Genomic DNA, 13,417 nt, shown 5'->3' with positions numbered 1-13,417 from the left:
CGGTCGTTCTTGCCAACGGCGCTCTTCCCTAGGGATATGAGTTTGCGCTATGGGCTTGCCTCATGAGCCAGTCCACCACCTTCACCATCCTGCTCGGCGGCGAGCTCCGCCTGACGGAGCGATTGCGCGATGCCGTTTCAGGCAGCCGTTTCATCGCGGCCGATGGCGGCATGCGCCATGCGGTCGCGCTCGGGGTGGAACCTGAGCTGTGGGTCGGCGACTTCGATTCCACGCCTGCCGATCTGCTGCGCGCCTTTCCCAACGTGCCGAAGCAGCCCTATCCGGCAGCGAAGGCGGCGACCGACGGCGAGATTGCCGTCTCGGAAGCGATCGATCGCGGTGCGGCCAGGCTGATCCTCGCCGGCGCCATGGGCGGCGAGCGATCCGATCATGCGATCCAGCATCTGCTTTACGGCGTTCACCTTGCCGAAAAAGGCCTCGACGTGTTGCTGACTTCAGGCGACGAGGAGGCCGTGCCGCTTCCGCCGGGCGATCTCACGCTGGCGCTGCCGGCCCGCTCGCTGTTTTCGGTGCTCGGCTTCAGCGATCTGACGGGCCTTTTCATCGAGAATGCCCGATATCCCTTGCGTGATTTTCATTTGCCCTTCGGCGCATCGCGCACCATTTCCAATGTGGCGGAAGGCGATGTGCGCTTTTTGCTCGGCAGCGGCAGGGCGATCGTTCTTGCCCGCCCTTATGACCTTTCCGGAGTCTGATCTTGGCCCCTCCCATTCTGAAACTCGACGACATCTTCCTGAGCTTTGGCGGTGCGCCTTTGCTCGCCGGTGCCGGGCTGCAGGTGGAGCCGGGCGACAAGATCTGCCTTGTCGGCCGCAACGGGTCCGGCAAGTCGACGCTCCTGAAGATCGCCGCCGGCCTTGTCGAAGCGCAGTCGGGAGAGGTGTTCCGCCATCCGTCGTCGACCGTGCGCTATCTCGAACAGGCACCGGATTTTGCCGGCTACAAGACGGTTGCGGCTTACGCGGAATCCGGCCTCGGCCCCGGCGACGACCCTTACCGGGTGACTTACCTGCTGTCCCATCTCGGCCTGACCGGCGAAGAGGACCCGAACAATCTGTCGGGCGGCGAGGCGCGCCGGGCCGCGCTTGCGCGCGTTCTGGCGCCGGAGCCGGATATCCTGCTGCTCGACGAGCCCACCAACCATCTGGACCTGCCGACCATCGAATGGCTGGAAGGCGAGCTGCAGAAGAGCCGCAGTGCGCTCGTGCTGATCTCGCACGACCGCCGCTTTCTGGAGAAGGTCTCGACCGCCACCGTCTGGCTCGATCGCGGCACGTCGCGCCGGCTGGACCGGGGTTTTGCTTATTTCGAAGCCTGGCGCGATCAGGTGCTGGAGGCCGAAGAGCTGGAGCAGCACAAGCTCGGCAAGCAGATCGAGCGTGAAGAACACTGGCTGCGCTACGGCGTGACGGCGCGGCGCAAGCGCAACATGCGCCGGCTCGGCGAGCTGCAGGACATGCGCTCCCGCTACCGTGGCCACAAGGGCGCTCTCGGCACGGTGCAGGCTGCCGCCTCCGATGCGCAGGAAAGCGGCAAGCTGGTGATCGAGGCCGACAGGATCACCAAGGCCTATGACGACCGCATCATCGTCGCGCCGTTCTCGATCCGCGTGCATCGCGGCGATTGCATCGGTCTCGTCGGGCCGAACGGCGCCGGCAAGACCACCTTGCTGAAGATGCTGACCGGCCAGCTGGAACCGGACAGCGGCACGGTGAAGCTCGGCACCAATCTGGAGATCGCCACGCTCGACCAGAAGCGTGAGGAACTGAACCCGGAAGATACGCTCGCCAACTATCTGACCGACGGTCGCGGCGAGAATCTGCTCGTCAATGGCGAGCAGCGGCATGTGACCGGCTACATGAAGGAGTTCCTGTTCCAGCCGGAGCAGGCGCGCACGCCGATCAAGAATCTCTCCGGCGGCGAGCGCGCCCGGCTTATGCTGGCGCGTATCCTGTCGCGGCCGACTAATCTCCTGATCCTCGACGAACCCACAAACGATCTCGACATTGAGACGCTGGACCTGTTGCAGGAAATCGTGGCCGGCTTTGCCGGCACCGTCATCCTCGTCAGCCACGACCGCGACTTCCTCGACCGTACCGTGACCTCGACCATCGCGCCCGCCAATCCGGAAGATCCGGATGGACGCTGGATCGAATATGCCGGCGGCTATTCGGACATGCTCGCCCAGCGCAAGGGCGCAATCGAGGAACGCAAGCGGGCGGAAAAGGCGGCCGAGAAACCAAAGCCGGCCGAAGCCGCAACGCCCGTCGCCGAGAGCTCGAAGGCCAAGGGAAAGCTGTCCTACAAGCAGAAATTCGCTCTCGAAAACCTGCCGAAGGAAATGGCCAAGGCCGAAGCGGAGATTGCCGCCCGCGAGAAGAAGATGGCCGATCCGAACCTGTTCTCCAAGGATCCCGCAACCTTCAACCGACTCGCGGCGGAGATGGAAAAGCTGCGGGAAAGCCTGATAAAGATGGAAGAAGAATGGCTCGAACTCGAAATGCTGCGCGAGGAGCTGGAGGGCTGAGCGGCCGGAACGCGGTATCGTTTAGAGCAATTCAAGGAAAACGCGCAGCGATTTTCCGTTTTGAATCGAACAAAAACAAATAGATAGAGCGGCTCCGTGAAACGCGGAACCGCATCTGGCTAGAGATGCGGATTGCGCGGCCGGTATTTCCGGACCAGCTGCTGGTTGATTTCCCTGGCACCCGGCATGTTGGCGCTGAGATAGACGGGTGGATCGCCATCCTTGCAGAGTTCGGCGGCGACATCGGCGAAGATGGCATTCAGCACCGTCGCTCCGACGGCCGTCGAGGCCGGGCCGACCTTCAGGCCGGTGCGTGGCAGGTCGATCATGGCGTCGCCCGGCGGCAGGCCGTTGTCCAGCACGATATCGGCGATATCGGCGAGCTTCCTGCGTCCGTTGGCAATAGCGGTCGAATAGGCAAGCGACGTGATGGCGATGACGGTCGCGCCGATTTCGCGGCCATAATCCGCCGCCTCGAGCGGAGCGGCGTTGACGCCGGAGTTGGAGGCGATGATCAGCACGTCGCCCGGCTGCATGCCGTAGCGCTCGAAGATCGGGCGGATGAGACCCTCGGTACGCTCATAGACCGAGCTGATGACGGCGCCCTCGTGCAGCATGGCGGAACCTACGAGCACCGGAATGGTGAAGGCGAGGCCGCCGGCGCGATAATGCACCTCTTCCGCCAGCATATGCGAATGGCCGGTGCCGAAGACATAGACGCGGCGATCGCCGCGCGCCGCCGCGCAGATGGCTTCGGAAGCCCTGGCCATCGGCTCGGCAAGCGTTTCGCGCAGGGTTTCCAGCCGGGCGATGAGGGCCGAGAAATAGCTTTCCGTGACTGCGGTCATTCCGAGCCTCCTTTCCGCGTGCGTCAGGCCGAAGGCTGGCCGGAGATCCATGTTTGCGTGACTTCGATGCCGTCGTCGATGTGAACGAGATCGGCGCGGGTTCCCGGCGTCAAATGGCCCCGATCGACAAGCCGCAGGAAGCGGGCGGGATAGGAGGTCGCCATGCGAAGCGCCTCGGCGAGCGGCAGTTCGAGAATGTTGACGCCGTAACGGATCGTGGAAGCCATATCGACATCCGAGCCGGCCAGCGTACCGTCGTCCAGCGTCAGCTTGGAGCAATAGCCGCCCTTGGTGCGATAGACGGTGCGGCCGTTGAGCGTGAAGCTCGGAAGGTCGGTGCCGACGAGCGACATGGCGTCGGTGACGAAGAACAGCCGGCCCTCGCCACGCTTGGCGCGCAGGGCGATGCGCAGCGCCGCCGGCTCGACGTGATGGCCGTCGGCGATGATGCCGCACCAGGGGGCGGGGTGGTCAATCGCCGCGCCGACGAGACCGGGCGCGCGATGGCCCATCTGGCTCATGGCGTTGAAAAGGTGGGTCACGCCGCGGGCGCCGGCATCGAAACGCGCGTCTGCCGCTTCCGCCGTGCAGTCGCTGTGGCCGATGCTGACGATGACGCCGCCTTCGCTCAACGCCTGGACCTGACGTTCGGTGATCTGCTCGGCCGCGATCGTGACCAGCAGCGTGCCGATTGCCTCGCGGGCGCGGATGAAGGTCCTGACGTCGCTGTCTTCGACAGGCCGCATTAATTCCGCCAGATGCGCGCCCTTGCGGGCCGGGGCCAGATGCGGGCCTTCCAGATGCAGGCCGGCGACGCCGCGATTGGCCTTCACGGCCTCGGTGGCCGCTTCGATCGCCGCCTCCGTGGCCGCGGCGACATCGGTAATCAGCGTCGGCAGCACCGATGTCGTGCCGTAGGGGCGATGCCCCTCGGCGATCATGTACATGGAGTCGGGCGAGGGCTCGTCGTTGAGCATGCGGCCGCCGCCGCCGTTCACCTGCGCGTCGATGAAGCCGGGAGCCAGGACGCCGCCGTTCAGGCGGATGGTCTCGGCATTGTCCGGCACATCGTTGGCGCCGGTGATGGCATGGATGCGGCCATTGCCGATCACCAATGCGCTATCCTCGTGAAACCGGTCGCCATCGAAGATGCGGGCGCCGGTAAAGACCTTGTAGTCCATCACATGGTCTCCGTGACCTTGAGGAGGTTAGCCGGCTTGTCCGGATCGAAACCCTTACGGCGCGTCACCGATTCGATGAGGCGATAGTAGCACAGCAGCGACACCAGCGGGTCGAGCAGGCCATTGCCTGTCGTCGGCATGCGCAGGTTGATGCCCGCGAGCGGCGCGGTCGAGAAGGAGACGGCGGTCGCGCCGAGCTTCTGCAGACGCTCCAGCGCCTGCGCATTGTTGGCAAAGGCGGCATCGTCGGGTGAAAAGGCCACGATCGGGAAGCCCGGCTGCACCAGGCGCATCGGGCCATGCATGAGTTCGGCCAGAGAGAAGGCTTCGGCATGCAGGCCGGCGGTTTCCTTGGCCTTCAACGCGGCTTCCAGCGCAATGGCGAATGCCGGGCCGCGACCGCCGGTATAGAGCGAGGAGGCGTTGAAGAGCACGTCTTCGGCGGCCTTGCCGTCGATTCCCGAGGTGGCGGCCAGCGCGTCCGGCAGCTTTGAAAGGCCATCAACAAGCGTCTTGTCCTGCGAAATCGTCGCGGTGACGCCGGCAAGCGCTGCAACCGAAGCGATGAAGGATTTGGTGGCGGCAACGCTCTGTTCCTTGCCCGCATTGAGACCGAGCACGATGTCGGCCTCCTTGGCAAGAGGGCTGTCGGTGACGTTGACGACGGCGATGGTGGTCGCGCCGCCCTTTTTGGCGGCGGCCTGCAATGCGATGATGTCCGGGCTGCCGCCGGATTGCGACACCGTGAAGTGGATGCCGCCCTTCAGGTGCAGGGGCGCACCGTAGACCGAGGCGATCGACGGGCCGACGGACGCGACGGGGATGCCACAGGAGATTTCGAAGAGATATTTGAAGAAGGTGGCGGCATGGTCGGACGAGCCGCGCGCCGCGGTCGTGATCAGCGACGGACGGCCGGAGGAGAAGAGCTTCGCGATCTCGACGAAGGCGGGTTTTTCCTTTTCAAGCAGCGTCGCAACCACCTCGGGCGATTGGCCGGCTTCCGTCAGCATCAGGGATTGGGTCTTGCTCATAGGTCATCTCCAATTCTCAATTCGGCAACAAAGTCATAAGCATCGCCGCGATAATGCGAGCGGGTATATTCAACGACGCGCTGGTCCGCGAGGCGGGAGACGCGTTCGATCAGAAGCGCTGGCGCCCCGGCCTTGACGGTCAGGATCGATGCGGAGGTCGGGTCCAGCGTCACGGCCGTCAGCCTTTGCTGGGCGCGCACCGGCTTGAAGCCCTTGGCCGCCAGCGCATCGTAGAGCGACCCTTCGGATACGGCGTCCTCGCCGATGAACTTGACCGGAACGACGGCGCGCTCGATGGCGAGCGGCTGGCCGTCGGCAAGGCGCAGCCGGTCGAGCCGCAGGACGGGTTCGTCGACGCTGAGGCCGAGAAGGAAGGATTCTTCCGGGGCTGGCGCGCCGACGGTGCGCTGGAGGATGCGCGCTGCCGGCTCGCGGCCGCGCGAGCGCATGTCGGCAGAGAAGGAGGAGAGGCGCCAGAGCGGCTGCTCGATGCGCTCGACATGCTGCGAGACGAAGGTGCCGCTGCCGTGGCGAGATTCGATGACGCCGGAGGCCAGCAGGTCGCGATAGGCGGTGCGCACGGTGACGCGGCCGATCTGCAGGGCTCCGGCGAGGTCCCGCTCGCCCGGCAGCGCCGTGCCGGATTTCAAGAGTCCTTCCTGGACGAGGCCTGTCAGCGCCTGCGCCAGCCGCTTATAGAGCGGCCCGCTTCCGGTCCCGTCACTGAGACCGCGATTGTTCAATTCGGCGATCAAACTGGTTCTATCCATGAGGATCATATAGAACCTATTTAGAACCAATTCACAAGCCGAATCTGTTCCGGAACCTGAAAAAGAGTCGGCCGGGCGCTTGGGACGCCCGGCCGGGGTTTCGGGGAAGCGGGCATGCCCGGCTCAGTTCTTGGTGAAGATATAGTCCGTTTCCTGCCGCAATACCTCGCCCGGCCGGAGCACGGCATTGGGGAAGCCTTCGTGGTTGATGGCATCCGGCCAGACCTGCGTTTCCAGGCAGAAGCCGGCGAACGGACCGATCTTGCGGCCGTCATGGCCGGGAACCGGAACATCGAGCTTGAAGCCGGTGTAGAACTGCACGCCGGGCTCGGTGGTGCGCACTTCCAGCGACACGCCGGAATTGACGCTGCGGGCAAGCACGACGGAGCGTTTGGCCGTGCGCTCGGCGGAGAGGCAGAAATTGTGGTCGTAGAGCGCCTGTTCGCTTCCGTCGAAACGCTTCATCGGCGACATCTCGCGGAAATCGAAGACCGTGCCTTCCACCGGGCGGATCTCGCCTGTCGGCACCTGCCTGTCGTCCGTCGGCGTATAATGGTCGGCGGCGATCATGATGTCGTGGCCAAGCGCGTCGTCGCGGCCGTCGAGATTGAAATAGGCGTGCTGGCAGACATTGGCGAGCGTCGGCTGGTCGGTGGTCGATTCGTACGTCACCGTCAGTTCGCCATTGCCGTGCACCCGGTAGGTCGCCTGGATGGTGCAATTGCCCGGATAGCCGGCGCGGCCGTCGGGATCGACGATCTTCAGGATGACGCGGTCGGTATCGTGCTCGACGATGGTCCAGTTGCGCTTGGCGATATTGTCCTTGCCGCCGTGCAGATGGGTGACGCCCTTCTCGTTGAGTTCCAGCTGGTACTGCTTGCCGTCCAGCGTGAAACGCCCGCCGCCGATGCGGTTGGCGCAGCGTCCCGGCGTGGCGCCGAAATAGGAGGAATGGGCGGGATAATCGGCGAAATTATCGAAACCGAGCAGCAGCGCCGGCTCGTGGCCGTCAAGGCGTAGATCCTGGATGACCGCGCCCCATGACATGATATGCGCGGTCAGGCCGCCGCCGACGATCTTGACCCGATAGACGGTATCCCCATCGGCCGTCGTCCCAAAAACTTCCCGTTGCAAAGTGCTTTCCGTCATATCAGCTCATCCATGGCTATCGAATATATAGGGCCAGACCCTGCCTCCATTCGCGTCGTTCCGCAACCGGTTCGATCGCGAAATGTAGCGGCGGGCGGAGGGGTAAGGCTCCGTCCGGCTTTCGAAACGCTACGCTGTGCCGGAAGTATGCAATGCCTATGACAGACCAGCCGGTTTTCGCAACGGCCCCTCACCCTAGCCCTCTCCCCGCATTGCGGGGAGAGGGGACGACAGAGGCAGACAATTGCACTCTGCTTTACGGAGAGATCGCAATTGAGCCCCCTCTCCCCGCAATGCGGGGAGAGGGTTGGGGTGAGGGGCCAGGCACGAAGGTACAGCAGGACAATGCGCGCCTGACTATTGCAAACGGGGGCCGAGCGCTCAGCGCGACAATTCCCTTGTCGCCTTTTCCAGCCCGCCGAGCGTCAGAGGGTACATGCGGTCGGTCATCAGGCGGCGGATGATGGAGATCGAGGTCGTATAGCCCCAGTAGTTCTCCGGCACGGGGTTGATCCAGACGCATTTGCGGAAATGGCCGGTGATGCGGGCGAGCCAGGCTTCGCCCGCTTCCTTGTTCCAGTGCTCCACTGAGCCGCCGGCTTGAGTGATTTCGTAGGGGCTCATCGATGCGTCGCCGACGAAGACGACGCGGTAGTCGGAGCCGAAGGTACGGATCAAGTCCGTCGTTGCGGTGATGTCGACGCGCCGGCGGCGATTGTCCTTCCACACGCCTTCGTAAAGGCAGTTGTGAAAGTAGAAATACTCCATGTGACGAAACTCCGCGCGGGTGGCGGAAAACAGCTCTTCCACCACGCGGATATGGTCGTCCATCGAGCCGCCGACGTCGAAGAACATCAGGAGCTTGACGGCGTTGCGGCGTTCGGGCCGCGTCCGGACGTCGAGATAGCCATGCTCGGCGGTGGAGCGGATGGTGCCGGAGAGGTCCAGCTCCTCGGCGGCCCCCTCGCGCACCCAGCGGCGCAGGCGCTTCAACGCCACCTTGATGTTACGGGTGCCGAGCTCGACGCCATCGTCGAGATTCTTGAAGTCGCGGCGATCCCACACCTTCACCGCGCGGCGATGGCGGGAGGTCTCCTGGCCGATGCGTACGCCTTCCGGATTGTAACCATAGGCGCCGAAAGGCGAGGTTCCGGCGGTGCCGATCCATTTCGAGCCGCCCTGATGCCGGCCTTTCTGCTCCGCCAGCCGCTCGCGCAGCGTCTCCATCAGCTTGTCGAAGCCGCCGAGCGCCTCGATCTCCCGTCTTTCGTCTTCGGTCAGATGCCGCTCTGCGAGCTTGCGCAGCCATTCCTCGGGGATGGCGGTCGGCTCCAACGCCTCCGCGTCGGCATTGCCGCCGATCGCCTCGACGCCGCGGAAATAGTCGGCGAAGATCTGGTCGAAGCGATCGATGAAGCGCTCGTCCTTGATGAGCGTCGCGCGCGCCAGATAATAAAAGGCCTCGACGTCGTAGTCGGCAATTCCCTCTTCCAGACCCTCAAGCAGCGACAGGAATTCCCGGAGCGTTACCGGCACCTTCGCTTCCTTCAGTTTCAGGAAGAAGGGAATGAACAAACCTATGCCCTTTCCTGGCCGATCTCCTCCACATCATACGGTGTGGTCTGGTAGATCTCGTTGATCCAGTTGCCGAAGAACAAATGCGCGTGGCTGCGCCACCGGTTCTGCGGCGGGATGTCCGGGTCGTTATGCGGGAAGTAGTTGTGCGGCATCTTGATCGGCACGCCCGCATTCACATCGCGGAAATACTCATCCGCCAGCGAAGTGGAATCATACTCCACATGATTGAACATGTAGAGCCGGTTGCAGGCCTGTTCGTGCACGAGGCAGACGCCCATCTCGCTCGAGTCCATCAGGATCTGCAGGCCGGGCACTTTTTCGATATCGGCGCGCCTCACTTCCGTCCAGCGTGAAACCGGCACGGCGAAATCGTCGGAAAAGCCGTTGAGGTAGACGGAGGAGGGCTTCAGGTTCTGGTGGCGATAGACACCGAACGCCTTTTCCTTCAGCGTATATTTCGGCACCTTGTGGAAGTGATAGATCGCCGCCATCGCTCCCCAGCAGACGTTCAGGGTCGAATGGACGTTGGTGGCCGTCCACTCGAAGATCTGCTGCATTTCGTCCCAGTAGGTCACGTCCTCGTATTCCAGCAGCTCGATCGGCGCGCCGGTGATGATGAAGCCGTCGAACTTGCGGTGCTTCACCTCTTCCCAGGTCTGGTAGAAGGAGAGCAGATGTTCCTCGGAGGTGTTCTTGGCCTTGTGGCCGCCGACTCGGACCAGCGAAAACTCCACCTGCAACGGTGACGCGCCGACGAGGCGGGCCATCTGAACCTCGGTCTTGATCTTGTTCGGCATGAGGTTGAGAAGCCCGATCTGAAGGGGGCGGATATCCTGACGGAACGCCACCGTTTCGGTCATCACCCGCACTCCCTCGCTCTGGAGGGTTTCAAACGCGGGCAGCGTATCGGGAATCTTGATGGGCATTGTTTTCACTCGACCAAATACAAAAAAACCGGCCGCGATCATGAATCGCTACCGGTCCGCACGCGGCCCTTTAGCGATTTATTTAACGTGGCTGCAAGCCGGCCGGCCAAATCACCACAAGGGGAAATCCATAAACCTGCTATCCCGGCGGGTCAATGGGCAAGCTTGGAGGCGGATGGCGGCCGCGCCTTGATGTCGGTTGCGGTTTGCGGAGGTTCAAGATCGGCTTGTGGGTCATTCGGTCTGGAGGCCACCTCGCCCTTCGAGGCCTTGGTTCTTGCGCTTACGCTTAGACCCCAGGCACCTCGGGGTGAGGTGGAGAGAGTATCGCCGCCGGGGTGAGAAGATCAGTCCTCGCTCTTGAGGTGCGGAGGCTGGAAGCCGGAGCCTCGAAGGGCGAGGGCGGGTGATATGGTCACTTCATTTTCGTTTGGGAGGGCGCGTGCAGTTCCGTGGATGGAAGATGCGGCAGTTGGCCCTACTTCCCCTGTCCCCGCGCCATGAAGGCCAGCCGTTCGAAGAGGTGGACGTCCTGCTCGTTCTTCAGCAGTGCGCCATGCAGCTTCGGCAGCGCGCTCTTCGCATCGGCGCGCAGCGTGGCGGGATCGACGTCGTCGGCGACCAGCAGGCGGATCCAGTCGAGGGCTTCCGAGGTCGACGGCTTCTTCTTCAGGCCCGCCACATCGCGGATTTCGAAGAATTGCGTCAGTGCGGCATGCACGAGCGCCTGCTTGATGCCGGGATAGTGCACCTCGACGATGCGCGTCAGCGTCTCCATGTCGGGAAAGCGGATGTAGTGGAAAAAGCAGCGGCGCAGGAAGGCGTCCGGCAGTTCCTTTTCATTATTCGAGGTGATGATGACGATCGGGCGGATGGCGGCCTGAACGGTCTCTCCGGTCTCGTAGACATGGAATTCCATGCGGTCGAGTTCCTGCAGCAGATCGTTGGGGAATTCGATATCGGCCTTGTCGATCTCGTCGATCAGCAGCACGCATTTTTCCGCCGAGGTGAAGGCCTGCCAGAGCTTGCCCCGACGAATATAGTTGCGGACGTCGTGCACGCGTTCGTCGCCGAGCTGACTGTCGCGCAGGCGCGAAACGGCATCGTATTCGTAGAGGCCCTGCTGTGCCTTCGTGGTCGATTTGACGTTCCACTCGATGAGGTCGAGCCCGAGCGCGGCGGCCACCTGACGGGCGAGTTCGGTCTTGCCCGTACCGGGCTCGCCCTTCACGAGAAGCGGGCGCTCCAGGCGAATGGCGGCGTTGACGGCGACCATCAGGTCCTTGTCGGCGATATAGTCTGCAGTTCCCTGAAATTGCATCGGAAGGCTTTCTCAATCTTTCAGGTGCAAGCTAAATGCTGACCTAATTCGGTTCAAGGCGCGAAACCGTGTATATAGGAACGTGATCGCATCGATCTATTGCGAGGATGGACAAGAGGGCGGGTCATGATTAACTGACGGGACGTGCGTCGCAGGGAAGTGCTGATGGCAGTTGAAACGCAAGCCAAGCCGAATATCCAGGGGAACGAACAGGTCGGGTACGATTTGAGCCTCTTCTTTCGGCTGAGGATGATGTTTTCCGCGTTCTGGAATTCGGCGGTCCGTATCAAGCTCATTGCCCTTGTCGTCGCGCTCTTCGTGATCATCCTGGTCACCGCCTATGTCCAGGTGTTGCTCAACAGCTGGAACGCGCCTTTCTACGATTCGCTGGCAAGGCGCGATATCTCCGCCTTTTTCCATCAGCTCGGCGTCTTCGGCATCATCGCCGGCTCGCTTCTGGTTCTCAACGTCGTCCAGGCCTGGCTCAACCAGATGACGGCGCTCTACATGCGCGAGGGGCTGGCGCGGGATCTGGTCGATCAGTGGCTGCAGGCCAAGCGGGCGCTTCGTCTGGCTTCTTCCGGGCTCATCGGCGTCAATCCCGACCAGCGGTTGCACGAGGATGCCCGCAATCTCGCCGAGAGCACGACCGGGCTTGCCATCGGTCTGGTACAGGCGACGATTCTCCTGCTCAGCTTCATCGGCGTGCTGTGGGAGCTGTCGAGCGGCATGGTGTTCAAGCTCAACGGCATGAGCTTCGCCATCCCGGGCTATATGGTCTGGGCGGCCATCCTCTATGCCGGATCGGCTTCTTTCCTCAGCCAGTTCGTCGGCCGCCGCCTGGTGCGGCTGAATGCGGATCGCTATTCGAAGGAGGCCGAGCTGCGCTTTGCGCTCATGCATGCCAACGAGCACATGGCGGCGATTACGATTGCCGGCGGCGAGGAAAACGAACGCCGGCGGATCAATCTCGATATCTCCGCGGTGCTCGCCGTCATCCGCCAGCTCGCCATCGCCAATACCAATCTCACCTGGGTCTCGGCCGGCTATGGCTGGCTGGTGCTGATCATTCCCATTCTCGTCGCCGCGCCCGCCTATTTTTCCGGCGGGCTTACCTTCGGCCAGCTCATGGTGGCCGTCGGCGCCTTCAACCAGGTCAATTCGGCGTTGCGCTGGTATGTCGCCAATTTCGGGCCGATCGCCGAATGGCGCGCCACGCTGATGCGTGTAACCGATTTCCGCAAGGCATTGACGGAAATGGACGACAAGACGCCGATGCCGCATGCCCTCGTCTTCGACAAGGCCGCGCCCGGCACGATGGTATGGACCGATCTGGAGATTTCGACGAAAACCAGCGACGAGGCGACGGAGAACGGCTTCCGGATCGCCGAGGGCACCGTCACCATCAACGCCGGCGAGCGCGTCATGATCAACGGCGATCATGGCGTGAACCGCAGGCTGCTTTTCGAGGTGCTGGCGCATCAATGGTACAGCGGCTCGGGCACGGTCAGCCTGCCGCCGATGGACGAGATGCTCTTCGTCCCGCATATGCCCTATGTGCCGGGCGGGACGCTCCGCGAGGCGATCTGCTTCCCCGAGGACAGGGATGCCTATGACGATGCCGCCGTCGAGGCTGCGATGGACAAGGTGGGCCTTGCCCGCCTCAAGAGCCGTCTCGACACGCAGGCGCGATGGGACCGGTTGCTGGATACGGAGGAGCAGAAGGCCATAGGCTTCGCGCATCTGCTGCTCGCGAAGCCGAAATGGATCGTTCTCGACGATCCTCTGGAAGGCCTGGAGGTCGATGTTCAGGCGAAACTCTCCGCCTTGCTCTCTGAACTGACCGACGCGACGGTGATTTATATCGGTCGCTCCGATGCCTACATGCAGGCCATGTCGCCGCGTATCCTGCATCTGCAGGCCCTGGTGCCGCATGAAGAGGTTGTCGCCGAAGCGGTGCCCCCGGCACCCGCGCAGGAAGAGGATCCGCCGCAGGTCAAGGAAGCCGGTTCGAAGAAGGCCAGCACGCCGTAGGCCCTGGCCGTTTCACGGGAAACAACTGGCT

At 63.0% G+C, this 13,417-nt stretch carries 11 protein-coding genes and 1 riboswitch; of the genes, 3 read left to right on the top strand and 8 right to left on the bottom strand.

The annotated features are described in order from the left end of the window. The first annotated feature begins 62 nt into the window (after positions 1-62). Positions 63-716, top strand: a complete 654-nt coding sequence (locus ACJJVH_RS15200) for a thiamine diphosphokinase (RefSeq protein WP_412064271.1) — start codon at positions 63-65, stop codon at positions 714-716. A 2-nt stretch (positions 717-718) separates the two neighbouring features. After that, positions 719-2,548 (top strand): ABC-F family ATP-binding cassette domain-containing protein, encoded by a 1,830-nt coding sequence (locus tag ACJJVH_RS15195; protein ID WP_113369764.1) that lies wholly within the window; start codon positions 719-721, stop codon positions 2,546-2,548. 119 nt (positions 2,549-2,667) lie between these two features. Here ACJJVH_RS15195 and ACJJVH_RS15190 read toward each other — a convergent pair whose 3' ends face one another. The 8 genes from ACJJVH_RS15190 to ACJJVH_RS15155 form a co-directional block, all read right to left on the bottom strand. Beyond that, positions 2,668-3,396 carry an SIS domain-containing protein gene (locus tag ACJJVH_RS15190; RefSeq protein ID WP_112796147.1) on the bottom strand — a complete coding sequence of 243 codons (729 nt, stop codon included), beginning with the start codon at positions 3,394-3,396 and terminating at the stop codon, positions 2,668-2,670. Between the two features lie 23 nt (positions 3,397-3,419). Further along, positions 3,420-4,577, bottom strand: a complete 1,158-nt coding sequence (gene nagA, locus ACJJVH_RS15185; protein WP_113359139.1) for an N-acetylglucosamine-6-phosphate deacetylase — start codon at positions 4,575-4,577, stop codon at positions 3,420-3,422. After that, positions 4,577-5,608, bottom strand: a complete 1,032-nt coding sequence (locus tag ACJJVH_RS15180) for an SIS domain-containing protein (protein ID WP_113359137.1) — start codon at positions 5,606-5,608, stop codon at positions 4,577-4,579. The genes nagA and ACJJVH_RS15180 overlap by 1 nt, the downstream gene beginning before the upstream one ends. Further along, on the bottom strand, positions 5,605-6,378 hold the full coding sequence (locus ACJJVH_RS15175; RefSeq protein ID WP_113359197.1) for a GntR family transcriptional regulator: 774 nt from the start codon (positions 6,376-6,378) through the stop codon (positions 5,605-5,607). Before ACJJVH_RS15175 ends, ACJJVH_RS15180 begins: the two co-directional genes overlap by 4 nt. Positions 6,379-6,501: 123 nt before the next feature. Next, on the bottom strand, positions 6,502-7,527 hold the full coding sequence (locus tag ACJJVH_RS15170) for an aldose epimerase family protein (protein ID WP_113359135.1): 1,026 nt from the start codon (positions 7,525-7,527) through the stop codon (positions 6,502-6,504). A gap of 381 nt (positions 7,528-7,908) precedes the next feature. Further along, complete coding sequence (locus ACJJVH_RS15165) at positions 7,909-9,102, bottom strand: vWA domain-containing protein (RefSeq protein ID WP_412064270.1); 1,194 nt, start codon at positions 9,100-9,102, stop codon at positions 7,909-7,911. 2 nt (positions 9,103-9,104) lie between these two features. Beyond that, complete coding sequence (gene metA, locus ACJJVH_RS15160; RefSeq protein WP_113359131.1) at positions 9,105-10,031, bottom strand: homoserine O-acetyltransferase MetA; 927 nt, start codon at positions 10,029-10,031, stop codon at positions 9,105-9,107. 50 nt (positions 10,032-10,081) lie between these two features. Then, positions 10,082-10,159, bottom strand: a riboswitch (SAM riboswitch). 350 nt (positions 10,160-10,509) lie between these two features. Beyond that, positions 10,510-11,352 carry an AAA family ATPase gene (locus tag ACJJVH_RS15155; protein ID WP_412064269.1) on the bottom strand — a complete coding sequence of 281 codons (843 nt, stop codon included), beginning with the start codon at positions 11,350-11,352 and terminating at the stop codon, positions 10,510-10,512. Positions 11,353-11,517: 165 nt separating this feature from the next. Between ACJJVH_RS15155 and ACJJVH_RS15150 the strand changes: the two genes are divergently transcribed. Further along, on the top strand, positions 11,518-13,386 hold the full coding sequence (locus ACJJVH_RS15150) for an ABC transporter ATP-binding protein/permease (protein WP_113384901.1): 1,869 nt from the start codon (positions 11,518-11,520) through the stop codon (positions 13,384-13,386). Positions 13,387-13,417 lie beyond the last annotated feature (31 nt).

The sequence above is a fragment of the Rhizobium sp. SYY.PMSO genome (assembly GCF_046840415.1).
Classification (GTDB): domain Bacteria; phylum Pseudomonadota; class Alphaproteobacteria; order Rhizobiales; family Rhizobiaceae; genus Rhizobium.
Note: the sequence above shows the minus strand (reverse complement) of the source record. Positions and strands in the feature narration are given on the sequence as shown.